Below are 26286 nucleotides of genomic sequence, written 5' to 3'. Positions count from 1 at the left end.
TTATATTAAATTATTTTTTATTCTAAGTTCATTCCAAGTAAAAGTCAAGGAATTCCTATCCGAATTTACCGAATATCTAAAAATCCTTTTAATACACCAATTGTCTCAGGTGCTTGCAGTCTTGCACATACGTACGGAAATTCCGTACTACCTTCAAACATCATTTGAGATGTAAGCGGTGCGCCTGCCCAGAAGATTTCATCATCAATTACGATAAACGGGAATGCTTTATTTTGTCTTTGTAACTTTACATTTTTCAGTGGAACTGGTCCATCACTATACACTGTTATTTGCGCATTTGTACGCATTAACGCTTGCCATACTCGTTTATCCACTTGTTTTGTACTTGGAAGTGAAATAATAATTTTTCGTTTTGCGGCTAAAATATCTTTTAATAACCCTTTCGGCTCTTCAAGATTCATTTCCATAAACCAGCGTAAACGTTTCGAAATTTTCCGTTCCCACAATTGTCTTGATGTCGTGCGATCATACACATCTCCGTGACGTTCTATATGAGCTGTTAATTGTGATAATGCTTGTTTTCTCGAAAGGTTTTTACGCATATAATGGCAATCTGATAATTGAATGAACTTCCCTCTCGCCCTTGTCACTGCTACATTGACGAGGCGATGGTTTTTGTGATCAAAGAATAATACGCCAGGTCGTTCTTGCGGATAACTGTCAACCGTATCAAAGATCATCATATCTCTTTCAGAACCTTGGAACTTATGAACTGTCGCCGCTAAAACTGGTATGTTTTGATATTTCGTTCTCTGCAACATTTCTCTAATACACGTTGATAAAAAGCGTGACTGCGCCCTGTAAGGTGTCACAATACCAATTGATTGCACACCGTCTAACAATCCGATTAACATCATTTGCATTGCTACTAAACCAGACATAATGTTAAAACGTGAACCAGAAGCAGCATCTTTTAACGAAAAAGCTCCCATTTGGCTCGTATCAAATAAAACACTCGCTTCATTTGCGAACGGCTGCAATTGCGCAAGTTCTTTACGCTCTGAAACAGACGGATGATCGTATACTCTATTTTTATAAATAAACGAATTCGTAAACTTCGATATATCCGCATGCATACGTCTTTGTTCCTGCAACATAAATAGGTTTGGGTGTGCTTCTGATTTATTAACAGACTCAACAATCCCAGCATGGTAAAACATATCTTCCCCAAGCCATTTGCGAACGAGTTCATGATTTGCCATCGCAATTGGAGGTAACTGTAAAAAGTCACCGCAAACGACGATACGTTTTCCAAGTGAAGCAGCTAATGCAATTTGCGGAACATATGCCATACTTACTTCATCTACAACAACTAAATCAAATGTGCGCTCATAAATAAGTGAATCAATGGCACATTTTGATAAAGTTGCGCCGATTACTTTTGCATTTTCAATATATTCTTTTTCTACTTCTTTAATTTTAGCCTTTTGCTTTCGAAGATCACTTTCAATCTCTTGTATGCGCTTCTTATCAGCAGATGTTGCTTTATACGATAAGATTTTTTCACGAAGATCTTGTCGTGTCTCTTCTAAATAGAGTCTTTCCTCACCCCAAGATCCGTTCGTCGTTTCAACTAACTTCGACGCAAGTAACGTTTCATGATTTCGTATATGTTCATGTTGACTATAACCGTAACGAACAATTTCGCCAGGCGTCCATTTCTTTTTCTTCTCAATTTGCTTCGTTACTTCACTCATTAATACGTCTACTGCCGCATTACTATGAGCCAACACAAGTACCGATTTTCCTTTTTGATAATGAGCTGAAATAATACGTGATAAATTGTAAGACTTCCCTGTTCCTGGTGGTCCCCATACGTACGTCGTCGGATTGTAAAACGAACGATACGCCAATTCATTTTTCGGATTTTTCATCTTCTCAATATGTTTCGGACTGCTCGTCCCATCAACAAGACGCTTTATACGATTACGTTTCAGCTTATCTTTACGTGCTTCTTTCAACCTCTCTTGTAGTTGCTCTAACAATTGCCACGGTTCACTATATAAAACAGCTTCTCGTATTTCACCTTGTATATAATCATTTAATTTCAGTTCTATTTCTAATCCATGTACAGACAATACTTCTCCTGTCGCTTCCTCACCATCAAACTCAATTCGAATGGGTGAACCTTCAGGTAAGCTTACTTCCGAAATAAGCTGAAATACGTATACTGTACTTTCATAATCTGTATATAAAAAACGACCATTCATGATAGAAATTTTACTACCACCTATCGTTTTCCAATGTTTAATTTCATATGCTAATGCATAATGCCACTCTTTCATCGTTTCCGATAATGAAGGAGTTTGAGTAGTTGTATTCATCGTATAATCTCCTTCCTTCTCCCCAAACATACTTTCTCACTATACCATATAACACGCTAAAATTTGTAAGGTTTTTATCTTGCTTATTTTCTTAATTTTCAATAATATATTGTATATAATTTTCAGAAAGAAGGAATCTACATGCCAGTTAGAAGAATTGAACACGTCGGACTTATGGTTGCAAACTTAGAAACATCTATTTCATTTTATGAAGAAGTAGTCGGCTTACAGCTCATGAAACGTATGGGTCATCCGAATCCAGACTTAAAACTCGCTTTTTTAGGTGTAGAAGAATCAAAAGAAACGATACTAGAACTCATTGAAGGCTACAACTCTTCTCTTCCGGCAGAAGGAAAAGTACATCACATTTGCTTTAAAGTGGATTCATTAGAGGATGAGATCGAAAGACTGAAGAAACACGCAGTAACCTTTTTACTAGGAGAAGAAATCGAAACATTACCAGATGGAACACGTTACATATTCTTCGCTGGTCCTGATGGAGAGTGGATTGAGTTTTTTGAGACGGAGAGATAAAGCAAACCTTTATTTTGCGGGATAGAAAAGGAGCCGGAATTCCGACCCTTGTTTTTAACCAGTAACAATGAAACATACCTCCAACCTAAGAATTTACCAAGATTAAAAACACAATCATTTTGTTAGGAGGAGAGAATGGGAAATACAGTCTTTATTATTGTTTTTTGGATACTGATACTATTTCCAATCCTTTATGTAATCAAGATAAAGGATTGGAATATAAAAATAGCTGCCTTATTTGTTGGAAGGATTCTATTAAGCATTTTCTATTTCATAAATGGAATGGTGTTAGGTCTGCAACGAAATTGGGTAGAATCTCCCTATGAAACAGAATGGGATTTCTTTGTAAAGTCTTTACTAAACGGAAAAACTGATGCACTTATACACTTGTTACTTCTAATTATTATCATTACTTTGGATCTATTCTTTACATTTTATTATATCAATAAAAAGAAATAGGAAATTCTATCCTATTTCTTTTTTTATGAGTAGCGCCATATCGCTATCAAACTAATGTTTTACGCTGCCCCTAAACAATAATTTTTTACATTTTTACTATGAGAATGTCAATTTTACTATTTTTGGGGTATTTATTTTTACTAGCTTGATGGACATGGGTTTGATTTATTTTCTTAGGTTAGTAGACATGTGGTGCTATCCCATTGCTATTAAGCTAAGAATTTAAGTGTAATATCATTTAAGGTAATACTTAAGATACAAATAAAATATCTTTTCCATGTCGCACTGTTTTATTGAAGTCTATCCCGAGTTGTAGCTAGTTCAATGCGACTGTAAATTCGGAGTTCGGTGCGCCAGCAAATACAACCGTTCCGTTCTCTGGTAGTTTCACTTTGTTATTATTACTAACAACGCTAAAATTGACGCATACTCCATTCCCATCATACACCGCGAATGAACTTCCTGATGGCAACTCCACATTCATCGTTTTCCCTGCTGCCTCTTGCGGAATCGTAAACCATTTCGCATGCCCATTTTTTTGCAGTGTAACTTTCGATAATTGACCTGCATCAAGGGATTTTACGTTAGATTCACTGACGTATAAAAAGCTGGCCATCTCCATATATTCAGTACCATTCTCTGTATAGAAATGAGCTTCCTTCGTATCCCTCCCATTCATCACAGGAATCTGAATTTGATGCGTCGCCGTATTCGGACCTGTAATTTTTTTGCCGTCCCAATAACCATCCTTGATCGTAATTTGTGTGTTAAGAGGTATTTGTTGTCCTAGATAATTTATAGAATTAAATTTTTCGTTAACAAGGTAGAACTTGCCGCCCTCGCGCTTCGCCCATGCAGCAGCTGTTTTCTTCGGTAACACATTGTTTTCTAATTTCTGAGCTAAATAGTGAGTCAGCACATTTTGCCCCAATCCCGGTGATAATTCATATGTGCTCTCTCTTAAATAAACTTTTCCATTCTTCTCAGTGACGAAGTTAAGCTTGGAAGTACCCTTTTCATTTATAAAGCTTCCATCCGCCGTATATACATATTTTTCTTCCGGTTTAGTTGGTAAAAACAGTTCTCCCTTCTTCGTAATCTCTATTTTGAAATGGCTTTGGATATTTCCATACAATCCTGCTTTTTTTACCACATCTTGAGGCACTTTAGCCTTGACTGGCTTGCCGAAGGATTTATCTGGTTTTATATCCTTAATTGCCCCTTTCTCTTTAAGCCTAGCTAGCAGTAATTTATTTGCCAACAGTTGATTTGTCATGCTGCTCCCACCGGAGGACAATACAGCTGCTGCCATCTTCTGTTCTGGAAGCACGACTAATGTAGCATGTTGCAGCATCGTATCCCCACCCTTAGTCAACGCTTTTATCCCATATTCACTGAATGGGTATAGTTTCACACTATCCCAGCCAAGACCATAGTTGAACATATTTCCGCTATCTCCTGGCCACATTCCTTTTTTATATTCTTCTTGTTCCATCGCCTTGACTGCTTTATTAGAGAGAATTTCTTTTCCCAGTCCCATAAATATTTGTGAGAATCGCACCACATCTTCTGCAGTAGAGGAGATTCCTCCCGTACCAATCACATTTACCATTTCACTTGGAAGCTGTCCCTGGTATGTCGGAGAATACTGTCCAGCCCGCTTTTCGTCTTCCCATTTGTCTTGCGATGTTATCGTTTGATTCAGTTTTAATGGCTCTGTAAACTTTTGATGTAGAAATTCAGTAAAACTCATACCGCTGACTCTTTCTACCAAGATCTCAGCCAGCGTAAAACCGTCATTACAGTATACTGAAAACGCGCCAGGGTCTGCCTTCAAGTTTTGGTTGGACAATTGTTGCAACAAGATATCATGGGCATAAGCATCATTATCTTTAAATAAAAATGCATTATTGAACGTCGAACCTTGCAAACCTGAGGAGTGATTCAACAGCATACGCGGTGTAATGCGTTTATATCGTTTATCTTTCATTTTGAACTCAGGAATATAGCCAGTAACAGGAGCATCCAAATCAACTTTTCCTTCGTCTACTAGTTTCATAACAGCCGCTGCTGTATATACTTTACTGGTTGAACCAATTCCGTATAAAGTATCTTTAGTTAATGGTTCTTTCCCTTCTATGTCGTTCTTGCCTGTCTGCCCCGACAAAATAAGTTTACCATTATCAATCAGCGCATACTGCACGCTAGTCGTCTCATAGGACTTCGTGAGTAGTTCAGCGTTCTCTGCAGCAATCTTCTCCAAATCTTTGCTAGCAACTTCTTGGCTAGATACAACCGGAGCCTTACTGCTAGAAGACGCTATCGCTCCTGTTGGCAGGCTCATCGTTAGAGCTAAAGTAGCGGCTAACACCCCAGATAATTTATTTTCCATAAAAAAATGCCTCCTTAGATAAATGATTAATTTCATCTTTTATTTGTTCAATTACAAACATCACATAAACTACTATTCTGGCTTTATCCCTACTGTCGTAACAAACAGTAAAACCTCTCTTTTTCACATGTATGTTAGTACCATAAATGATTTTTTTATTTAGAATGTACTTATTACTAGTTTGGTTTTCGTATAAATAAATCCTATTTATCCTCCCTCTTTTGTGCTTCTCTATATTTGTATCCTACATAATAAAAATTTCTTTTTTCTTATGCATTTCTTACAATTTCCTTACGTTCAAATCACTTCTATAATTAGGTAGGTTTTATTTTAAAATCCCCAGGATAATAACTGCTTATATAATCCCACGATTTCATAGAAGATGGATTAATACCCCTGCGCCAAATCATCATGCACATCTCTGATATTTCCTTGCATCCCCCCTCAACCTTTACAACAGTTCCAACCGGCATCAACACTTCTTCACGTTCTTATTACTAGTAATAACTAATCAACTCCTTACCTGAAAATAAATTAATATAGAAAAAGAGAGATAAGGTTAAAATACCTTTATCTCTCCTTTTCTCTCACAAATTTTGCGAAGTTTTTTTGTTTTTGGGTTCATCTGTTTTCTTAGCTTGATGGGCATGGAACGTTAAGAAAAAGCAGACTGAAAGAATTAAAGGAGAAGAAATTATTTCAATAAAATTTCTTTAAAGTACTTTTACATCACTTTCACAAATGTAAGAACTCTCATATATTACACTTCATACATCCTTTTCCAAGGAACAATATACCGATATACAAATCCCTATTTATATAGGGATTTTTTTGTGCAAGTCCCCTCACCGTCAATTTAAGAATTAAAAAAGAGGGGATTATCCCCCTCCTTTTTACGCTTGCTCCGACTGTCGAAATTATTTAATATACCCACGATTCAGTTCCGTTAATTTTTCATTGATGTTAAAAATTCTTACTCTAATATCTTTAACACCAACTGCTTCAAGTCTGTTCTTGTGCATTTCAGCGTATTTTTCAGCATCTTGTTTTTCCTCAAATACATAAATGCCTCCAGCTTCTTTTTTTTCTTCATTCTCAGTCCATATTTTCCAGTGAAATCCTTCTTCTTCGTTAATACTATTTGCTAAATCCCAAAATGTTTTTTCCATTTCTTCACCAAAAGGACCTTCAAACGGAAAATCAACTTGTAGTAAATATGCCACCTTCACTCACTCCTATTTTAATATAAAATTCTTCCCGTTCTTTTACTGATTATGATTCAAATGATAGTAATGTCTAAATCCGTATTGCTATTATTATTCAAGCACTAATTTGAGAATCCCCCTATTTGTAAAATAATCACATAATGATAGTAACTTGAACGCATAAAGTGAAAGTTTAATAGTTTTCGGTTATTTTTAAAAAATGTGATACAAACTTATCCCTAAACTAAGGACAAACAAAACAAGTGCAGGTATCGCTTTCTTAAAGGGATCTCTCGCTAATACAATTAGAGTTAATGCGGCTGCAAGCATCGTACCAGCTAATAACACTCCTGCCCATAAAGCTATTACTGGAATCCAGATTCCTATCAACATTCCAATCGCTCCTACAATCTCAAAAGCTCCAGTTAAGAAATTAAAAAACGAAGGTAAACCAAATCGTTTGAACTCATCTGCCATTTTCCCGGATATAATTTTCGTTCCTGTCATTAAAAAGAACAGAAACAACACTACTTTTACAATATTGATGAAAATTAAAATAGTAATCACACCTTTCTTATTATTTGGTAAAAACTCAGTATTGTTCAGATAGTAGTCACTACCTTTATCCTATTTCCTGAGATTACCCGTATGGAAGTCGCTTCAATTTACATTACCCTTTTCAATATTAAAGGGCCAGAAATTACATGCTATAGCATATATAATACAAAAAATTTGACTGGTACTAAGCAAAAAAGTGACCCTGAATCAGATATCATACAAAATAAAGTTATCTTCCCATTCGTCCAAACAAAAAATTATATGCTACAGCATATATAATACCTAAAACAAAGTTTGTTCCTTATGAATAGCATAGCATCAATAAGGAACAAATATTAATAGTGTGTATCATACAATTTGTTTAATAACGATTGTAATATTTTAATTTCTTCCTCGCTCAAATTACTCGTAACGAAATGGTGAGCGTCTTTCACTACAGGTAAGATTGTTTTCTTTAGCTCGTCGCCTTTTTCAGTTAAAAAAAGGTTATGTGAACGCCTATCTTGGTCATTCAAAGCCTTCCTTACAATCCCTTTTCTCTCCATTGACTGTATCATTCTAACAACAGTAGTTTGATCTTTATCAATAGCTTCCGCCAACTCTTTTTGAGTAGTGCTCCTTTGGCTACAAAGAACACTAATAATCCCCCACTGCTCTGGCGTAACTCCATACGGCTTTAATTTCTTCGTAAAATAATTGGTCATTTTCACATCAGTACGGTGAACAAGATAGCCTATTAAATCATGTAAGTTCATATATCACCTCTATAAATTAAGATATAAAAGGATACAGCATACCAGTCAATCATTCACAATGAATGTATTTGTTTCACCATATATATGCTATGGCACATATATTAAAGTAGATTATTTTAATTGTCAAATGATTTACCTATTATTTTTCGAAAACCAAATCGTCCCTTTAGATTATAGAAGGAATGACTAATTTGACGTATTTCTCTGGCGATTTCTCCCTTATCGTTTTATGATATGCTAATAACATTTGATAAAATATGGTATCTATAGACAGTCAAACACCTTTAAAGATACCTCATCCAGTTTTCTTGCTGTTGCAAGATAAACAGCATGTAATCAGTTAACCACCCACATTAGTAACGAAAACATAAAGAAAAGGCATTCCAAATATGAAACACCTTCTTTCGTTTTATAAAACCATCCAACACGCTGAACTTTTCAATTTAATATAATGACTCGTTTAACTAAAGAAATTGATTACGTGCATAACGCTCTTCTCACTTTTCTTGCAAAATTTAGTGGATCATCAACGTCTTCGATATTAACGTAAATTAAATTTGGATCATCACATAACCACTCATTGTGTATAGACGAAACGATTATTCCTTGTTTAATAATTGTCGCCACAAATTCAGTGACTTCTTTTTGTAAGAGTGCTACTCGGCCTAGGCATAATGCCCGTCCAGTTTTATTGTCTCGTGATTCGAATGAAAAGGAAGTTGTTACTCTAAAACGTTTTCCCAAGATTGTGGCTCGTATTTCATCACGGTTTATTGTTGCCACGCATTTCCCACCAGCGAATCCTTCTTGACCGCCAATGATTCTTGCAAACTGTTGACAAATTGATTCCTCATTAACCGCCATACCTTTAATCATTCCTCCTTTTACTATTAGATTATGAATTCATACATAGGTCTGAAACGGCAATGAATCTAATCTATTATAAAAAAATGATGGCGATCTACCGAAAGCTATTAACTCAATTATTCTTGATCGTATGAATTGTTATCAGAGTTTAAATGGTGCAGAATTTTTATTTTATGCCTAATGGACATCGGAGACTGAAAGCAAAACTCAGCTATTATAATGGTAAGACATTTTTAAAAAGCATAAAAAAGACACCCTAAGGTGCCATCCTCCGACTTGAGAATTATATCTATGTATGGAGAAATTTAGAAAAGACAAATACAAAAGAGAAGATTCTAACTATAATTTATAGAACTCTTATGCTATGACTTACTTACATATTTCCTTATTTACCAGAAGAAGAATCTCAGTTACATTATTTTCTGAACAGTCTCGTTAAAGCCATCCCAAGAAATCCAGCACCCATTCCTATTAGCCATCCAGTTTGGGCATTTCCTAACATAGATCCCACTCCTCCACCAAGAAACATACAGCCAACGAATACTAATCCTCCAATTCCCCAATTCAGCCGTTCCATAGTTCCATCACATCCCTTCCATAAAACATATGCGATTAACTAGCCTAACTTTCTTGCATAGGATTGGTAATTATTTTGCTTATGTTTTATTGAAGGGCATTCAAAAGATGCGGAGATTGAGTCATTTGAATAAATTACAGAAGGAGAATTTCATTTTTTCATATCAAATAACTTAAGAGTGTGTTCCACAATTTATGACTCCCCCCACCGCTATCCAGCTCAGATAAGAAAGCAAAAACGAAAATTATATGCATCATTGACTACTGTTAATGAGACGTTATGTTAACCTCACATGAAGACCCTATTCATCCAAATTTACACAAAGTTGTCCTTGCTGATGGTACAATTAAAATCATGGAGGGATATTATGGGAATTTTTTTGTAATAACACTACTTCTTATAGACGGCACTGCAATATTGTTATTTTTCTTGTCTGTTTCACCAAAAATTAAGGCTAAAAACCTATCTTCAATAATGATCTGTTTAGGAATAAATCTAATCATAAGTCCAGCGGCTTTTCTTATAGGTGGGATAGCTGATTATGCAGGTGTAGCAGCTAATTATGGGGCTTATTTTGCGGGCGAGTCGACAACAGCGCCTCCTCTAGTTAGTCGTGCACTTTATTTTTTGGGAGGATTTCTCTTTATTCAGGGAATACCGCTGCTCATACTACTTGCAGCTTTTTGGAAGTTTGCTAGAGCAAAGAAAATAAAACAAGTATAGAAGGATGAGTGGATGCATTTTAGAGTAGGGATCCGCTTTTTTCTCGGTACCAATAATAGGATTTCATGTCATACAATGGAGTTAATATTAGAAAACTGTGGGGATGATTACGTTGATAAAATTTGTAATTAGTTATGCTGCAAGTATGTTTGCTTTTATTTTTGGATGGTTCTTGATTTCATATATTTCTCATCCTAGCTTTATTCACCCGAACGTTGTATTAGGATTCATTAAAACGATCTTCACTTATGGTAGTATACCAGCTCTTATAGCTTGTCTAATCGGGGAAGTGTTATACAGGAAAATCAAGCGATGTAGAGAATTTCAATTTGGAGTCCCTGTATTTATAGGACAAGCAGCTCTCTATACAATTATACCATTTCTTGTTCTTTTTCCTTTTAATTTTTCGCATTTCTTTGACTTTGTTGCACCTGTTATTATGGGGTCCTTAGCTTTTTATTTCGTACGTAGAAAAATATAATTAACTTCAAGAGTGTGACAAAAAGAAGCCTGATTAGTAAAACCACACTGTGTAACCAAACGGAACGAGAACAATCAAAACGCCGTCATTGCTTCTATTAAAAGAAGAATTGAAAAGTTAGAGAAAAAGAATAAGGTATTTGAGGAAGAAAGTAAGAGTGAAAAAGAAACTGTAAAGCTTACTGATTACCTTTTAAAGTTTACAATCATTTCCTAATTGCAGTTAAATATTGTAGTAAGAAACCGAATCCCACCGCTTAAGGGTTTCGGTTTCTTTATTATTTTTTCTTTTTTTAAGAAGTGGTATTTGGATCCATTCATTTTCCACATTTATTTTTATATTTTTTTCTAAAAGAAGGTTTCCATTCTGATAAATCCTGATAAACAAACGTTATATTATTACATATTCTCTCTGCAGCTTCGTACATATGTTTTATATCATTAGCCGTAAATACTATAGACCCTTTGCGTTGAGTGCTATCTACAATAGTTGGTATGGTGTCACCCTCTTTTACTAATAGATCAATTAATACAACCTCCGATATGTTAGTTAACTCTTTATACTTGATTTCTTTTATGCAACCTGGTTTTGGGATCAGACTTAAAGACATAGCTTGACATTTTGAAGGTACACATCTAAATTCATCTATAGTCTCAGTAGCTAACGCATCATAATAGTATCCAAATTGAGAAATGCCAGTTGTTAGTTCCACCATCTTCCAGATGTTGCCGCCACCTATTCTAACTTGAGATTCTATAATTATTGGCTTATTTTGTTTGTCTATCTTTACTTCTGTATGAGTAATGCCGTTTTCCATTTGCATGTCGTCCAAAAATTGCATTACTTTTTCCATAATTAATTGTTTTTGAGATTCATCTATAGGTGCTGGCATAATAGTATAGTTTATTATAAACGTATCTTCTTTAAATACTTCAGCTGATATCGCTAGTATAGAATGTTTTTTGTTATAAGAAACGGTTTCAACCGTATAAACTATATCACCTTCAATATACTCTTCCACTAAAACAGGTAGTTGAATACCATTCTCTTTAATAAATACCTCTACGTCATCTCCCGTGTCTAGCTTAGATACACCTTTACCACCTGCGCCAATCGGGGGCTTTATTATAATACTATCTTTTTTGTTCAAAAATTCATTAATACCTTTAATGTTATTGCAAACTTTCGAATCTATAGAAAAGTCTTTACCTGCTAGCATTTCACGCATCATGTCTTTATTACGGGTTATCATATTAGCATTGTAAGAAGGTCCTTTAACATTAAAAATCTTTGCAATTATGCAAGCCGTATCTAATGCTGTTTCGTTGAAAGATACAACCACATCAAATGGTTTCTCTTTGAATAATCCTTCAGCGTAGTATATAGACAAGGGTATGTTTGTCGTGTCTAATTCTTTTTTATAGAAACATTTTTCTAAGATAGCCCCATCAAAATATATGTGTTTAGCGTAAGATCCTATATACGAAACAGTATACCCACTGTCTAATGCATCTTGTATAGGCTTTGTCCATCCCCCTATAAATAAAATGTGTGTTTTATTTTCTATGTCATTTCCTTTTAATACCTTATGCATCATAATCATCTCCTCTAATATGAACTCGTATATTCAATTTCATTTCCTTTTGATACGCCTCGTCTTAACAACGCCACTAAACACAATGTTGTTCCGAAGCCCCCTATAAATAACGTAGTTTGAAGCCCAAATATAGAAATTAAAAATGCACTAGCAAAACTTCCTAATGCCCAAGCTCCCCAATTCAGCGTACGCTGTACAGCATTTACTCGGCCTAGCATGTGATTTGGTGAGGCAAGTTGTCGTATAGTTGCAGCGTAAGGGCCAAATACACCTTCTCCCATACCATGTATGATACTTGCGGCTACTATTCCGTAAACTGTTCCCATATACCCCATTATCGGTATAAAAGCCAAACTGGTAACTGATACAGCAGCGCTATAAATAAGCATTTTTGCATTATTAATTTGTTGACTTTTTTTCATAAGTATCGTATTACCTATTAAAAATCCCACCGCTGCTGAACCTATAACAAATCCTATTTCAATTTCAGATAGATTCATTACCTTATAAAGGAATATTACTAAAATGCTATTTAATATGTATTTAAAAAAACCGTAAACAGCACCACAAGTTACAATCGGCTCCAATACAGGGTGTTTTTTGAAATATACCAAACCTTCATATATGTTTTGGTATATAGATTTTACATTTACGTCTTTTAAAGAACCTTCTGTATGCGGTTTAAACTTTGAAATAATTAATACAAACATAAAGCAAACAAAATACGTTACTGCGTCAACAGTGAATGAGCCTGTTAATCCAACTAGAGTAATGACGATTCCAGCTAGCATAGGACCAATTACTATAGAAAGAGACTCCGAAAGTGCTAGTTGTGCATTTCCTTTTTTTAAGTGGTCTTTATCTGTTACTATTTCCGGTAAAAAAGAAGGAATGGCAATGTTGTAAAACGTGGTGAATATTCCATTTAAAAACATGATAAACACCAACAAAGGGAACGTTATAATATTTGTTACAGTCAGTATGAATACTGATAAAAACAATACTCCTTGACATAAACTACAAATTAGCAAGACATTTTTCCTATGAAAAATGTCTATTAAAGCACCGGCTACTAACCCGAAAATTAGATAAGGAACGAATATAATCCCACGAAGCATAGCAGCATTTGCTTCGCTTGTTTGTAACACCTCTAATGCAAAAAGTGGCAAAGCTACTATTGTAAACTGAGTACCCAACAAACTTATAGACTGTCCTAACCAAAGCTTGTGAAAATTAAAATGTTTGCTACCTTTCATAATATCCCCCCACTAAATTCATATTTATAAATTATCAAGTTAACGATATAAATAAGAACAGGAAAAGCCTATCTTTCAACTAATGTCTGTAGCACATAAAAATTCGAAGCCTAATATAAAAGCGATTTTAGTTTCAAAATGAAGACTTGATCTTTAGAGCTCTCTTGGCTATTAAAAAGCTCATTTTCCGAAAAATAATTCTGCATTCGTTTATAAATCAATTGATATACAGATGAGATTTATTTGTAAGAATCTAGTTATTAATTAGCTTGCTTCGAATTCATTTTCCGATTGTATGTCACTTTGAATTACCTCCAGCATCAGTATAACCTTGAAGGCACGCTGTTGTACGCATTTTGGAATGTAACAGCAAGATAACGAAGCTACGATGACGAACTGAATGGATTTAACCTTGTTATTAGAGGACACATATATACATGACAATTGATTAAAATAGGTCATGCACGATGAAATAAATTTTTAGATAAACCAAAATAACCAGCAAAAAGCCCCTTCAAATTTGAAGGGGCTTTTTAATATATAGAAATTAGCTTAAAGCAAAGATAACATCTCTTGAAGGGGGCATTTTTTTATTATTCATGTTTATTGAGGAGCCTTCGCTTGAAGCAACTTTAACCCCATCCCAATAAAAATTAGTCCTGTTACTTTATTTAGAATCATTCCTACCTTTTGACTTCCTCTTAATTTTTTGGTGACATAGGAAGAGAAATAAGCAACAAATAAACACCACAATAGTCCTGTTACTGTAAAAGTAATTCCTAAAATGATAAAAGGTATAGGACCTGAAGCCTTTGTATCTATAAACTGCGGCAGAAACGCAATAAAGAATAAAGAGACTTTTGGATTCGTAAGACTTGTTAAGAGCCCTTGTAAATATATCTTTCTAATGTTCAATTTATTGGATGGGGCTTGAAAATCTACATTTGTCTTATCAAGTATCATTTTCATTCCTAAATATACAAGATAGATAACACCTATAATCTTAATGGTGTTAAATAACACAACGGATTTTGTAAGTATAATAGATAAACCAAAAGCAACCAATAACGTATGGACTAAAGAACCAGTAATAATACCAAAAACAGAATACACACCTGCTTTTCTACCTTGTGAAATACTTTTTCCCACAATATACATGGTGTCTGCACCAGGAATTAGATTTAATAAAATTCCTGTTAGTAAAAACACTTCATAATTAATAATACCGTACATTTTAGCACCCCTATCTATTTTTTAGTGCCCTTATTGATATTAAATGAAACACAAGAAAAAGAAAATAATTTTCTATTTATTCAATAAAATCAGCGAATTCTTGATTTACAATCGATAAAACTGATGGAATGTACCATTCGTATCGCGGACCGAAAACTCACTATTGAATAAATAAAACCCCAGAAATCCAAAGGTCTCTGGGGCTCCATTATATATTTAGCTCTTTTTGCTTTTTGTTTTGTTTATGTCTATACAGCAATTTTCGGCTTATTAGAGAAATCACTAATAAGGTCAGAATTAATAAGATAAGTTGCATAAATGATAAATCAAAATATTTAGCACCTGTAACGATTAAAAGTGTAGAAATCGTGCCTTTTACAACAAAAAAAATAATAACCCATAATCCGCCTTTTTTCCAGTTCATTTTATATTACCCTTTCCTACGTTTAAATTCTTAAAATATTTAATGATAGTTCTTAAATGTGACAACTTAATAGAAATCTATTATATTAACAAAAAATTCATGTCTAATTACATGCAACGATTCTATATTAAATGAAAATGATATTCATCGTCAATTTTATTGACTATTTGAATACTTATTATTTCTTTCTACTTTGTTTCTTATAAGCAACACACTTTTATATTCAAACAAAAACACCTCCATTACATTTGCACACTTAGTATGCGAATGCAAGAGGTGTTTTTTCATATACCATCAGGTAAGATTTCCTGCTTTGTTTATTTCTTGATACGTAGCTATTTTTTAATACACAATAACTGGATCATACGTGTTCAAACTATCATATACAGTTTTTGCAACATTAGGAAGAAGGTTCACACACCCACCTGATCCTCCTGTTAAATAAGCATTATTTCCCCAGTCTTTTCGCCAGCCGGCATCGTGAAATCCTTGACCACTATTTGTGAATGGAACCCAGTAATCTACTTTAACCGCATAATCAGCTTTTCCTACTGCGTTACCTCTTAGCGTATATGGTGTTCGTTTATAAAGGACGTACCACACACCTGGTGATGTATCTTCACCAGTACTATGTTTACCAGTTACTACATTTGTTGTAACAACTAATTTTCCATCTTTGTAAATCCAAATTTGTTGCTCTGCAATTGAAACTTCTGCATACGTGTCTCCGATGCCATTATTCGATGTTGTTTTATAACCGATACCTTCCTTCTCCCAACCATTCCCGTGAATATTAGAAGCAGAAAGCGATTTGTCGCCTTTCTCAAAGGCTTGTTGAACTTGTTTAGTTTCTTTTTCAACATCTAGTGCCCAGCCGTATCCTTGTCCTTTTACTGATATGACTGAACCGGAATGAGTTTTAAATGAGAAATCTTTATTTAATGTTGATTTGGCATTATTAATTTCAGTGATTTTCTTCTTAATGTCACTCGCATCAATTGTAACTTTCATATCCTTTGACATAGAGGCATTTTGAATTAAATCTTTCGCTTTTAAAGGATAAACTTCATCCTGCACTTTATACTCAACAGACTGCCCAAGAAGATTCTGTAGTGCTTTCTCCTCTTTTTTGACAATCGGATCGTCTTCTTTAATAGGTTTTATGTATGCAGACTTCAGATGAATTTCGCTTTTATATTTTTGTTTATCATAATCTTTCAGTAGACTAGTAACATCATACTGTTTTCCTTCAACACTTTTCGAAATAACAATTTTCCCTTGTTCTAGCTTCGCCATAGCATCTTGAGGCGCTTTTAATTTCTCATTCATAGAGATGAGCTTTTCTTCTACAAGTTTTTTCATCGTTTCACTACGATACTGATCTGCCTTCTCTGGTAGCAATGAATAATTTTCTCCCTTTGAGGAAGGGAAAAATGTCCACTGGTTTTTTAATAGTTTCTTAACTTGAGGCAAATCTTTTTCCGTAAGTTCCGTTTTTGTATCTTTTTCATCTAAAATTTGTTGTTGATCAACATAGACTTTGTTTGCTAGTCCAGATGTCTTTAATTTCTGTATTGCCTGATCAGCGCTCAGACCACCAACTTTTGTGTCATTAATTGTAACATTCGAATTGAAGTGAGTTGCCTGGTAATAACTCATTCCCCCAATAAGAAGTGCAATTACACCAATACCCGCTGCAATAAACTTCCAATTTGTATAACGTTTTTTTGATCTTACTCGTTTTTGATCAATTTCTTCAACTGATTCATTTGTTGTATTGTTGTTCATCAATCTTTCCCCCGTATGCATTAACGTCAAACGATTTTCAACTAAAATCATAAACTAGTGTACCTTATTTTCCCTAAAATTTCATTATTTCCGACCACATTTTATCGCAATTTAATGATTAAATTTAGATTTTTCAATAGTACGATGCATTGCACAGCCCTTTACAACTTATAAAATGAAATTTCAATCAACCGTTATACCAAAGGAATTAACTACATCTTCTTTGGAAAACTTTTTCTCTTTACGCAAATACGAATTATATTATCCATTTTATAAACATCACCTCCTAATTTTGTCAAAAAAATAAACGATAGTCCTTCTATCTAAAATGTAGAAGGACTATCGTTTTTTCAGTTAGAGTATTTGTATAATCGTTTAACTTTTTATTTCCTGAAGGTCAAACTTGATGAAGATGATGAAATTTCATCTCATAGCCTTTAAATGAAAACATTATGTTTTTTATGGCAACCAAGTTTATTTTCTTAGCTTGATGTCCCCCACATCTCCAGCAGCCTAAGATAAAGTAAGAGTCTGTTCAACTAGATTTTTTCTAATATTTTTAGGAGCATCTTATTTCGCCTCGTCATATTTCACTAATTGAATTTAAAACACATCCGTATGCTATTTAGTAAAATTTACGATTCGAGACGTAATTATTGCAGTAATTAAGATAATACTAGCGGTTATCAAGCCAGATTCTCCAATCCAAATCTCAGTTTGATACCCTGTACTTGCACGTGTGAAAGGTCCTTGAATAATGGCATTCCAAGTAGCATGGATGATAACCGAAGGCCAAATGCTACCTGTGATAAGTCGTAAATAAGCTATAATATAACCGAATGGTACAATACAAAGATAAATACCAAGTACTGAAAGAACGACAGATGGTCCCGCTACATATAGACCAGCAATAACTATTGGAACATGCCACGTTGCCCAAATCAATCCACTAATAAGGATGGGCCGTGAAAACTCTGCATCGACTAGCCTTGTGAGCATATAACCTCGCCAACCCATTTCTTCTCCCAAAGCTGGGATTAAGCCAAGCAAACTTCCGAAAATGCCGCTCAATACTACTAGATAAATGAAGCTGAATGGTGCCGTTACATACTGAAGCCCAAGCATATTGTAGATCGGTTCTAAAATAAACATACCAACTTCGGGATACTGAAACCCCGCAATTCCGCTCAACCAGGCGATAGAATAAGTAATTCCACAAATAATCATAGGGATTAGCAGAGCAAAACCAATCCCTTTCCATATCTTTAAGTTACCGAGACTAAAAGATACATCTTTAAACCCTTCTTTCAGTATTATGCGAGTCAAAATAGAAGATAATGCTGGGGTAAACATATATACCACAATAAGTGGCATACTTTTCGTAATTATTACTACTACATTTAGGATAATTGAAGTAATGATTAAGATACTCAGAAAAAGTTGAAGTCCTATTTTAGCACGTTGGATTTTATCTTTATTGTGGAACGACTTTGCGTGTAATATCATTTTAATCCGCCCTTCCCCTATAATTCACTTGTTTATCGAATATACTTCTTGTCATTTCCACAGACACAACTTAGAATAAAAATATTTTTGTATACAAATTCATTCATCTTTAAAATCCCTCCCCAATTTATAATCTAGTCTTACTTACGGCTCATCAATGTAATTATTATTTATAAGTTGTCATAACCGATAGTACAAAAGTGTAATGATTAGTCTATGACCTGTGTCAATTAACCTTATGACACTATGTAACTAGAAAATATGATATGGAATAAATAACAATTGAATTAAGGCAATTGATTCGTGCAAGTACAATGAATCATTCTTGCTTTTACAAATAATTCAATTGAGGTGGAAAAAATGAATAAGAAAAAAATAATTGCAATGGTTAGTACAGCTCTATTAGTCACAGGAGGTGTAGAAGTAGGAAAGGCTCAAACAGTAGCAGTCGAAAATTCAGGTCAATCAATACAAAAAAATATAGTTAAATCAATACAATCACAGGCTAACCCATTAAAAACGATAGAGCCGTCAAAATCATTTGAGGATTTAAAACCACTTAAGAAAATGATTGGGAGCGCACAATATGTAGGATTAGGAGAGAATACTCATGGAAGCTCTGAAATTTTCACTATGAAGTTTCGCCTTGTGAAATATTTGGTTACTGAGATGGGTTTTACAAATTTCACAATGGAAGAAGATTGGGGAAACGGCTTAAAACTAAATGAATATATCCAAACAGGAAAAGGAAACCCTAGAGAATTTTTAAAATTGTTATATCCTACTGATGAAATTATAGCCATGATTGAGTGGATGAAAGATTATAATGCTGATCCATCCAATAAAAAAAAGATCCAATTTATTGGGCTCGACTTAAAAACGTTGGACCAAGGCAGCTTTAATAAAGTAATTGATTATGTAAGGGTGCATCGACCGGATTTGTTGGCAGAAGTAGAAGAAAATTATAAAGAATTATCGTCTTTTACTGAAAGTATACAGGAATATATGAAACTTACTCCTGAATTGAAAGAGAAGTTCAAAACAAACGCTGAGAGGGTAGCTCGATTACTAAAAGATGAGAGTGAGCAAGCCAAAACAGAAATAGTTTCACCTGAGTACATCTGGGTGAAAGCAACGGCAAGTGCAATAGAGAAATTTACCACAATGCTACTTCCTAACGACTATCCAAGTATGATAAAGCTACATGAGCAATACTTGGCCGATCATGCAATGTGGGCACAAGAGACATTTGGTGGTAAAACGATGGTATGGGGACACAATATTCATATAGCTAAAGGAATTATCGATGAGCAATTATATCCTGATGTTGCGGGGCAGTTTTTAAAGGAACGTTTAAACAATAATTATGTCACAATTGGTAGTACAACTACGGAGGGGAATTTCACCTTATATAGCGAATATAATCCTTCCACCGGAGGTAAGATTACAACAGACGCTATTCCACAAGATGTAAAAAGTTTCAATTACACTCTCGGAAAAGTGCCCTATAAAACGTTTTTATTGGATAACCGTCACCTTAAAGGACAAGCAGAGAAATGGGTTAAAGCAAAAAGACCATTACTAAGTATAGGAGGACAAATCATCCCCAACAGTTCGGTATACTTTGATACTTCATTGCTTGAGCAATTTGATATTATTTTTCATATTCGAAAAACAAGTCCATCTCATATTAAATAAAAGTACAAAACAATCCCGTTCTTGCAGATGTAAGAACGGGATTGTTTTGTGGGGATTAATAAAGTGAAACTTTAATCAGCAAGTTTTTGTTCATCCCCCACTTATTATTAGCCTTCACCAATCGTGCGTTTACCGGCAGCCCGCCCCCCACCTAACGCTGAATTTTGAGGCGGGGGTCTTACTGCCTGGCAAATAGCGGGATACAAGCATCTTTGTTAACTAGAAGTAAACTGCTCTCCCCCTTTTTAATATCATTTAGAACTGTCATATGACACTTTTACACTAGTGAGAATGACAAAAAAAGCAGTATGATTCGGTTATTACATAGATAGGAGCGATGAACTTTATGAAATCAAAATTCATCCAGAATGGTTATTTTTTATTGCTAACTTTCGTTACAGGATTATTTTATTTTTGTTTTTATCTAATAGCTCTGCTATTCAGTTTTACCCTTTCATTTACGGTAATTGGGATTCCACTAGTTATACGCGTACTACAGACTACGACACCTTTTATCCAATTCGAGCGCATACAGACGAAAATTTATACTGATATTTCGACCGACTCTTACGATAAAAGTATAAAAATGGCTACATCAAACTGGACTCAGGTGAAATTAGTGCTTACAGATCGTCGCACTTGGTCTGCTGTCTTTTGGTTAATGCAGAAATTAGTGATTGGCATTTTCAGTCTCATTAGTGCAATCATTTTTTATGTAATGCCACTTATGCTCCTGTTGGCACCACTACTGTATCGCCACATCGAAATGAATATTATATTCATACAAATAGATACTTTTGCCAAGTCACTCTTTGTAATGTTTATAGGTATAGTATTTACCGCCATAAGTATTAGGATAGTAGAAGGTTTGACAAAGAAAATTGGGGGCTATACACGTAGTATGATTCGGCAACTAAATCAATAAAAGTTTGCAGTCTGTGAATAGTATCGTAGTTTTAAATTAAAAAGTATAATAAAGCAGGAAGGATTAAATTATAATATAGGAAGAAAATGGTAGGCTATTTAGGGGGTAAAGAACTTGTTAGATATGGTTAAGTATTGGTTTTGGTATGATTGGATTATGTTGGGGGTACGCCTACTTGCTAGTGTGTCTATCATTCTAGCTACATTAAATTTTCAGGATGGTTTAACATTACCACTTTGGAGTATTATTCTTTGGGAAATTATTGCCTTCTCTATTCCATGGGTAGCCTTACTATTCAATTATAAATATTATTTGTTCACAGAAATACTGCTGTATGGTGGACTATGTATATATTTAACCTCATTATTTCCAGGAGCTTACAACACATTTCTTATATCAGTGTTTCTAATTGCTGCGAATAGTAAGCATTTGTCCTATTATTGGACAGCTCCAATAACAGTTTTTATAACGACTGGAATTTTCTATGCGGTTGCGCCAAGTAATAGCTATTGGGTTATGGTCACCTATTATGGATTCGCATATGTAATGGGTTTCGCTTTTCATTTATTAATCGTCAATCATAAACAAAATGAATCAATTCGTAAACAAAACGCGGTACTTGAGCAATATATGTCTCAGATTGAACGCATCACACTGGCGGAAGAACGGAACAGACTGTCGAGTGAGCTTCATGATACAGTTGGTCACGCTTATACTTCTATTATTATGGGGATGGAAACGTTGCGCACCGAACTTGCTACTGAAATGGGTATACAGAGGCTAGATTCTCTGCTTGAAATGGGACGGAAAAGCATCGAGGACGTGAGAGGTTACCTACATCAAATGGATTCTCCGTGTCAATCGCCTTCCTTAATTCAATCTCTCCAAAATCTTGGAGCCGAATTTCAGGAGCACGCTCAGGTTAATGTAAGTTTTCGAGCATACGGAGAGGAATATGAATTGTCTCGTCAAGCAAAGATAGCGTTCATTCGTTGCTTACAAGAGTCCCTTACGAATGCAGTACGCCATGGTCAGGGAACTGAAATTATAGTTTCATTGCAGTTTGAACAACAATATACGAGATTAGAAATTCAAGATAATGGAAAAGGAAATGTAGAATGGCAGGAAGGCTTCGGTATGAATGCGATGAAAGAACGAGCAATGAACTTGCAAGGTCAATTGTCTGTATATACAAAGCCAGAGGAAGGAATGCTTGTTACTTGTACCATACCGCGACAAACTGAAATAAAAGATGGACTTATTCGTTTGTTAATTGTAGACGATCAGCCATTTGTCCGGGAAAGTTTGAGGACACTACTCGATAGATATGAAGATTTAAATGTAGTCGGTTTAGCTGAAGATGGCAATGAAGCCATCGATTTGTGTGGGCGCCTTCAACCCCATGTTATACTTATGGATTTAGATATGCAGCACATGGATGGAGTCGAAGCAACCAAAAAAATCAAGCAACAATGGCCACATATCCGCGTATTAATTTTCACAACGTTTCAGGATACCGAACAGGCGTTGGAATCACTTCGCAACGGTGCGGATGGTTTTTTACTTAAATCTATTGAAACGTTGGAGCTAGCCAATACGATCCGACTTATTCACAAAGGTGGGACACTAATTGATCAGGGAATGTCTCACAAAATATTTGAGAAGTTTGATGAGCAAAAAGAGACACCAGAATCAAAAGCAGCCGCTTATGAGCTAACAGCTAGGGAGATAGAAATATTACAGCTAGTAGCAAAGGGACTTCGATACACTACCATAGCATCAAGGTTATATTTATCGAATGGTACGGTCAGAAATTATGCTTCTACAGCTTATACAAAGCTAGGAGTCTCTAACAAAGAAGAAGCTGTTCAAAAGGCTCTAGAAATTGGAATTATTGAATAAAAAAGTGTTTTTTGTTTCTTTACAGCAAGATGAAATGTAGTTACAAAATACATAGAGGATAAACTTATGAATTTAATTGGATATCATTTTTTATGGGTAAATTTCTTGAAAAATTTAACCCTGTTTAAAAAATTTAAATAGCGTTGCTACATATTGAATGTAGCAACGCTATTATTTTCTATATTAGAAATTAGACATCTTTATTATTGCTATAGGGAAGGCTGTTTCAGGTCTTTTCACATGAAGATTCCTCTAAGCCAAATGCCCCCTCCCTAATACACTTGTTGCCTCTGAAAATAACTATTTAAAAATATGGTTGCTAATTTCATTTCAATCTTCCTTGCACCCAAGTGGCAATATTATTTATAACATACTCTGGGATATTAGCAGGCTATAATATTCATTCGATTGACTTAATTCTCCATCTCCTTCTGTAAAGAAGTGATTTCACTTCCGATACAGTCGATAATTAATGTTATCTCTCTCTTAATTGTTCTTTCCAAAAAGGATTATCTATCATTCTTTATGAATAACATCATTACATTGATCTTTTTTTCGAGAGTACAATTCCTTTATATAATTGAACTGTAATCAAGTAATAAATCGAATAAATTACTACAAAAATAACAAGTGGTAACCAAATACGAGAGTACGGATTGATTAAAATAGGACTAAACATGTTCATACCAAATAATATATGAGTAATCCCGACAATTGCTGGGAATAAAAATATGAAGTATAACTCTTTATAGATTGAGTTTGTTAATAATTCTCGGCGGACAACAATTTTACGAAACGTTTGATAACGTGCCACATCTTTTGATGCTCCCGACAGAACTTTAAACATTAAGCAACTTGCCATCGTTGCTAAAAATGCAACTCCAACGAAGAACCCCATAAACATTAGTCCGCTAGCAAAATCATGACTCACAATATTGTGACGAAAAACCGGGAAAATAATAATAACTAGTTACTATTATTATTTATTTGTCACTTTTAAAGCATCTAACACTATCTTGGTTGCTTCTGCAATAAGCTTATCATCGTATTTAGCATCCTCTTTATCATGATTAGAAAGTATCGCAAGAACAATTGGTTTTTTATTTGGTGGCCAAATAATTGCGATATCATTTCTGGTTCCATAAGATCCCGAGCCAGTCTTATCAGCTACTTCCCATCCTCCTGGAACTCCGGCACGAATTAAGTTGTCTCCGGTAGTATTCCTTTTCATCCAATCTATTAATAAATCCCGTTTCTCAGTTGAAAGTACATCTCCTAGCGTAAAAGCCTGAAGACTAGTAGCTAATGCCTTTGGGGTACTAGTATCACGTACGTCTCCTGGAGGCACTTCGTTTAATTCTGGTTCAAAACGTTCAGGATTTGTAACGGTGTCTCCTACTTCTCTTAGTGATTTTTTGAATTCACTAGGTCCACCTAATTGTTTAAGAATAAGATTTTGTGCAGTATTATCACTATATCGAAGAGAAGCATCTGCAAGCTCTTTCAGGGTCATACCACTATCAACATACTTTTCTGTAATTGGATTGTAATTAACAAGATCTTCACGGGTATACAAAACTCTTTGATTTAGATCTTCTATTGATTTCTTTTGTAAAAGTACTCCCACAGCTAAAGCTTTGTGGGTAGATGCGTATGCAAACCGTTCATCTGATTGATAAGTAACGGTTTGATTCGTATCAGTGTCCAATGCATAAATACCGAGTTTAGCATCAAATTCTTTTTCAAGTTTAACAAAAGAATCATTACCAGTAATTTCTTGTTTGATTTGATTTGTTTGTTTCGTTTGTTTAGGTAATTCAGATTGAGTATTACCATCGGAACAGCCTATAAGCGTTGCACATGAAAGAAATACTACAGGTACCATCTTTTTGTAATGTAAAATGTTAAAAAACTTGTTTAAGACTATCATACATTTTCAACCTCTTTCAAGAATATATGTTTTTTTAGGTGTTATACATATCGATACAATTAAAGAGTGTATCGGATATCACTCTCTTGCATCTCACTTTTCATAAAATGAGTGAACTATCATGAACCCCTGTTTTATACGTATACTTAATAGACAACCTAAATAACAAGTTTGTTCCATTTTTATCAGTAGTCGTATCTAGAAACCTAAAAAAGTCCATTTAGAAAATCTAAATGGACTTTTTCACTCATATAATCCTATCTATAGTTAAACGAATAAGATTAAATAAATTTAATTTTTCTTATTTTATCTAATAAACTGTTTAGGCATTTCTTTAACGTGCTTATCGTCATCACGCCAATCATAGGTTTCTTTCTGTGAAACATCTAAAGTTTGATCTCCAATTCTAACAATATTCTTATTTACCCATTCAATATATGGATCTGTATCTGGATAGTTCCAATATATATTTTTCTCTGAATCTGTATCAAGGTTAACTAATTCACCCCTAACAGCATCCGCACTTAATGATCCTGCATTATGAAAATAAGTCTTGATGAGATATTTTCCATCTGGAGATTTCACTGTTCGAATGAATTCCCCTTTTGGAACACCTTGCAAACTAAAAAGTTTCCAATATCCAAATCCAATTATAATTACTAACATAGTAAGTATAGTTAGTAATACTTTTCTTTTTGTTTTTTTAATTTCACCTTTTGTATTTATAATACTCATTCAACTCCATTCCACAGAACGCATACCATATTATACCATTAAATAAATGGTATAATATATCAAAAATAAAAATCCTCCCGTAATAGCATTATAAAAAGGGCATGTGATGGTCTCCCTATTTATAAAGTGAAACTTTAATCACCCTCACCAATCTGGCTGCCCGTTAATGCGGGATAATTATGAAAATTCCCCTTTAAGAAAAAAATAAAAAATCAGACAGTATACTTGAATTGCTCTTCGCATGAGAATATACTAATAAAGCAGGCTATGACGTTCCTTCCTTCTAACTTCTTTGGCCAAATAGGGATGTTACTTTCCTGCTAAACACATAGGCTATGACAATTCTTCCTTCTTTGTAGAAATTTCAAATTGTTTTAGAGTTGTCAATTCCCTATG

The 26286-nt window shown here is 34.6% G+C and carries 23 protein-coding genes and 2 pseudogenes; 7 read left to right on the top strand and 18 right to left on the bottom strand.

All coding sequences use genetic code 11. The features are described from left to right. Positions 1 to 65: 65 nt before the first annotated feature. Positions 66 to 2375 (bottom strand): AAA domain-containing protein, encoded by a 2310-nt coding sequence (locus tag ACK1U5_RS02560; protein ID WP_002005395.1) that lies wholly within the window; start codon positions 2373 to 2375, stop codon positions 66 to 68. Positions 2376 to 2486: 111 nt separating this feature from the next. Between ACK1U5_RS02560 and ACK1U5_RS02555 the strand changes: the two genes are divergently transcribed. Continuing rightward, entirely contained in the window at positions 2487 to 2879 is a 393-nt protein-coding gene (locus tag ACK1U5_RS02555; protein WP_001145284.1) for a VOC family protein, read from the top strand. A 135-nt stretch (positions 2880 to 3014) separates the two neighbouring features. Continuing rightward, a complete protein-coding gene (locus ACK1U5_RS02550) occupies positions 3015 to 3338 on the top strand; it encodes a hypothetical protein (RefSeq protein WP_000528634.1) in 324 nt (107 codons plus the stop codon). Positions 3339 to 3654: 316 nt separating this feature from the next. Here the strand turns inward: ACK1U5_RS02550 and ACK1U5_RS02545 are convergent, their stop codons facing one another. From ACK1U5_RS02545 to ACK1U5_RS02515, 7 genes are all read right to left on the bottom strand, one after another. Next, entirely contained in the window at positions 3655 to 5730 is a 2076-nt protein-coding gene (locus tag ACK1U5_RS02545) for a serine hydrolase domain-containing protein (RefSeq protein WP_000428432.1), read from the bottom strand. Positions 5731 to 6044: 314 nt separating this feature from the next. Further along, on the bottom strand, positions 6045 to 6149 hold the full coding sequence (locus ACK1U5_RS02540; protein ID WP_229180647.1) for a hypothetical protein: 105 nt from the start codon (positions 6147 to 6149) through the stop codon (positions 6045 to 6047). A 498-nt stretch (positions 6150 to 6647) separates the two neighbouring features. Next, on the bottom strand, positions 6648 to 6953 hold the full coding sequence (locus ACK1U5_RS02535; protein WP_000323774.1) for a monooxygenase: 306 nt from the start codon (positions 6951 to 6953) through the stop codon (positions 6648 to 6650). A gap of 195 nt (positions 6954 to 7148) precedes the next feature. Continuing rightward, positions 7149 to 7499: a DoxX family protein gene (locus tag ACK1U5_RS02530; protein ID WP_029960785.1), complete on the bottom strand. Its 351-nt coding sequence runs from the start codon at positions 7497 to 7499 to the stop codon at positions 7149 to 7151. Positions 7500 to 7828: 329 nt separating this feature from the next. Next, complete coding sequence (locus ACK1U5_RS02525; protein ID WP_001048565.1) at positions 7829 to 8248, bottom strand: MarR family winged helix-turn-helix transcriptional regulator; 420 nt, start codon at positions 8246 to 8248, stop codon at positions 7829 to 7831. A gap of 477 nt (positions 8249 to 8725) precedes the next feature. Beyond that, positions 8726 to 9112, bottom strand: coding sequence for a DUF1259 domain-containing protein (locus ACK1U5_RS02520; protein ID WP_001986336.1), 387 nt, complete (start codon positions 9110 to 9112; stop codon positions 8726 to 8728). A gap of 418 nt (positions 9113 to 9530) precedes the next feature. Beyond that, the gene (locus tag ACK1U5_RS02515) at positions 9531 to 9692 is read right to left on the bottom strand and encodes a hypothetical protein (RefSeq protein ID WP_000440499.1); all 162 of its coding nucleotides are present in this window, start codon (positions 9690 to 9692) and stop codon (positions 9531 to 9533) included. 354 nt (positions 9693 to 10046) lie between these two features. Between ACK1U5_RS02515 and ACK1U5_RS02510 the strand changes: the two genes are divergently transcribed. Continuing rightward, positions 10047 to 10415 carry a hypothetical protein gene (locus ACK1U5_RS02510; protein WP_033685804.1) on the top strand — a complete coding sequence of 123 codons (369 nt, stop codon included), beginning with the start codon at positions 10047 to 10049 and terminating at the stop codon, positions 10413 to 10415. A gap of 103 nt (positions 10416 to 10518) precedes the next feature. Then, on the top strand, positions 10519 to 10896 hold the full coding sequence (locus ACK1U5_RS02505) for a hypothetical protein (protein ID WP_069604651.1): 378 nt from the start codon (positions 10519 to 10521) through the stop codon (positions 10894 to 10896). Between the two features lie 316 nt (positions 10897 to 11212). Here the strand turns inward: ACK1U5_RS02505 and ACK1U5_RS02500 are convergent, their stop codons facing one another. The 6 genes from ACK1U5_RS02500 to ACK1U5_RS02475 form a co-directional block, all read right to left on the bottom strand. Next, a complete protein-coding gene (locus tag ACK1U5_RS02500; protein ID WP_113710653.1) occupies positions 11213 to 12490 on the bottom strand; it encodes an ATP-grasp domain-containing protein in 1278 nt (425 codons plus the stop codon). 14 nt (positions 12491 to 12504) lie between these two features. Then, positions 12505 to 13749 (bottom strand): MFS transporter, encoded by a 1245-nt coding sequence (locus tag ACK1U5_RS02495; protein ID WP_069604635.1) that lies wholly within the window; start codon positions 13747 to 13749, stop codon positions 12505 to 12507. Positions 13750 to 14352: 603 nt separating this feature from the next. Next, the gene (locus ACK1U5_RS02490) at positions 14353 to 14982 is read right to left on the bottom strand and encodes a LysE family translocator (RefSeq protein ID WP_000274241.1); all 630 of its coding nucleotides are present in this window, start codon (positions 14980 to 14982) and stop codon (positions 14353 to 14355) included. A 208-nt stretch (positions 14983 to 15190) separates the two neighbouring features. Beyond that, positions 15191 to 15406: a hypothetical protein gene (locus ACK1U5_RS02485; protein WP_001104104.1), complete on the bottom strand. Its 216-nt coding sequence runs from the start codon at positions 15404 to 15406 to the stop codon at positions 15191 to 15193. Positions 15407 to 15748: 342 nt separating this feature from the next. Next, on the bottom strand, positions 15749 to 17194 hold the full coding sequence (locus ACK1U5_RS02480; protein WP_044584629.1) for a L,D-transpeptidase family protein: 1446 nt from the start codon (positions 17192 to 17194) through the stop codon (positions 15749 to 15751). A 621-nt stretch (positions 17195 to 17815) separates the two neighbouring features. Further along, positions 17816 to 18700, bottom strand: a complete 885-nt coding sequence (locus ACK1U5_RS02475) for a CPBP family intramembrane glutamic endopeptidase (protein ID WP_000600468.1) — start codon at positions 18698 to 18700, stop codon at positions 17816 to 17818. A 360-nt stretch (positions 18701 to 19060) separates the two neighbouring features. Between ACK1U5_RS02475 and ACK1U5_RS02470 the strand changes: the two genes are divergently transcribed. From ACK1U5_RS02470 to ACK1U5_RS02460, 3 genes are all read left to right on the top strand, one after another. Further along, positions 19061 to 20398 (top strand): erythromycin esterase family protein, encoded by a 1338-nt coding sequence (locus ACK1U5_RS02470; protein ID WP_113710652.1) that lies wholly within the window; start codon positions 19061 to 19063, stop codon positions 20396 to 20398. 346 nt (positions 20399 to 20744) lie between these two features. Continuing rightward, complete coding sequence (locus ACK1U5_RS02465; protein WP_069604637.1) at positions 20745 to 21323, top strand: sensor domain-containing protein; 579 nt, start codon at positions 20745 to 20747, stop codon at positions 21321 to 21323. 114 nt (positions 21324 to 21437) lie between these two features. Next, entirely contained in the window at positions 21438 to 23225 is a 1788-nt protein-coding gene (locus ACK1U5_RS02460) for a helix-turn-helix transcriptional regulator (RefSeq protein WP_069604638.1), read from the top strand. 325 nt (positions 23226 to 23550) lie between these two features. Here the strand turns inward: ACK1U5_RS02460 and ACK1U5_RS02455 are convergent. From ACK1U5_RS02455 to ACK1U5_RS02440, 4 genes and pseudogenes are all read right to left on the bottom strand, one after another. Then, positions 23551 to 23742 (bottom strand): annotated as a pseudogene (locus tag ACK1U5_RS02455) (alpha/beta hydrolase); the annotation flags it as partial. A gap of 21 nt (positions 23743 to 23763) precedes the next feature. Beyond that, a pseudogene (locus ACK1U5_RS02450) lies at positions 23764 to 24159 on the bottom strand (ABC transporter permease); the annotation flags it as partial. A 45-nt stretch (positions 24160 to 24204) separates the two neighbouring features. Next, positions 24205 to 25155 carry a class A beta-lactamase gene (gene bla / locus ACK1U5_RS02445; RefSeq protein WP_000636458.1) on the bottom strand — a complete coding sequence of 317 codons (951 nt, stop codon included), beginning with the start codon at positions 25153 to 25155 and terminating at the stop codon, positions 24205 to 24207. 306 nt (positions 25156 to 25461) lie between these two features. After that, positions 25462 to 25890 carry a DUF5412 domain-containing protein gene (locus ACK1U5_RS02440; RefSeq protein WP_000022538.1) on the bottom strand — a complete coding sequence of 143 codons (429 nt, stop codon included), beginning with the start codon at positions 25888 to 25890 and terminating at the stop codon, positions 25462 to 25464. Positions 25891 to 26286 lie beyond the last annotated feature (396 nt).

The sequence above is a fragment of the Bacillus sp. XB1 genome, assembly GCF_053557995.1.
This window is presented reverse-complemented; position numbering and strand designations above follow the sequence as displayed.

Bases quoted from the DNA above. Each gene is read 5' to 3' on its own strand.
- ACK1U5_RS02560 (WP_002005395.1), bottom strand. From the start codon at position 2,375: ATGTTTGGGGAGAAGGAAGGAGATTATACGATGAATACAACTACTCAA.
- ACK1U5_RS02555 (WP_001145284.1), top strand. From the start codon at position 2,487: ATGCCAGTTAGAAGAATTGAACACGTCGGACTTATGGTTGCAAACTTA.
- ACK1U5_RS02550 (WP_000528634.1), top strand. From the start codon at position 3,015: ATGGGAAATACAGTCTTTATTATTGTTTTTTGGATACTGATACTATTT.
- ACK1U5_RS02545 (WP_000428432.1), bottom strand. From the start codon at position 5,730: ATGGAAAATAAATTATCTGGGGTGTTAGCCGCTACTTTAGCTCTAACG.
- ACK1U5_RS02540 (WP_229180647.1), bottom strand. From the start codon at position 6,149: ATGTGCATGATGATTTGGCGCAGGGGTATTAATCCATCTTCTATGAAA.
- ACK1U5_RS02525 (WP_001048565.1), bottom strand. From the start codon at position 8,248: ATGAACTTACATGATTTAATAGGCTATCTTGTTCACCGTACTGATGTG.
- ACK1U5_RS02520 (WP_001986336.1), bottom strand. From the start codon at position 9,112: ATGGCGGTTAATGAGGAATCAATTTGTCAACAGTTTGCAAGAATCATT.
- ACK1U5_RS02515 (WP_000440499.1), bottom strand. From the start codon at position 9,692: ATGGAACGGCTGAATTGGGGAATTGGAGGATTAGTATTCGTTGGCTGT.
- ACK1U5_RS02510 (WP_033685804.1), top strand. From the start codon at position 10,047: ATGGAGGGATATTATGGGAATTTTTTTGTAATAACACTACTTCTTATA.
- ACK1U5_RS02505 (WP_069604651.1), top strand. From the start codon at position 10,519: ATGATTACGTTGATAAAATTTGTAATTAGTTATGCTGCAAGTATGTTT.
- ACK1U5_RS02500 (WP_113710653.1), bottom strand. From the start codon at position 12,490: ATGCATAAGGTATTAAAAGGAAATGACATAGAAAATAAAACACACATT.
- ACK1U5_RS02495 (WP_069604635.1), bottom strand. From the start codon at position 13,749: ATGAAAGGTAGCAAACATTTTAATTTTCACAAGCTTTGGTTAGGACAG.
- ACK1U5_RS02490 (WP_000274241.1), bottom strand. From the start codon at position 14,982: ATGTACGGTATTATTAATTATGAAGTGTTTTTACTAACAGGAATTTTA.
- ACK1U5_RS02485 (WP_001104104.1), bottom strand. From the start codon at position 15,406: ATGAACTGGAAAAAAGGCGGATTATGGGTTATTATTTTTTTTGTTGTA.
- ACK1U5_RS02480 (WP_044584629.1), bottom strand. From the start codon at position 17,194: ATGAACAACAATACAACAAATGAATCAGTTGAAGAAATTGATCAAAAA.
- ACK1U5_RS02475 (WP_000600468.1), bottom strand. From the start codon at position 18,700: ATGATATTACACGCAAAGTCGTTCCACAATAAAGATAAAATCCAACGT.
- ACK1U5_RS02470 (WP_113710652.1), top strand. From the start codon at position 19,061: ATGAATAAGAAAAAAATAATTGCAATGGTTAGTACAGCTCTATTAGTC.
- ACK1U5_RS02465 (WP_069604637.1), top strand. From the start codon at position 20,745: ATGAAATCAAAATTCATCCAGAATGGTTATTTTTTATTGCTAACTTTC.
- bla (WP_000636458.1), bottom strand. From the start codon at position 25,155: ATGATAGTCTTAAACAAGTTTTTTAACATTTTACATTACAAAAAGATG.
- ACK1U5_RS02440 (WP_000022538.1), bottom strand. From the start codon at position 25,890: ATGAGTATTATAAATACAAAAGGTGAAATTAAAAAAACAAAAAGAAAA.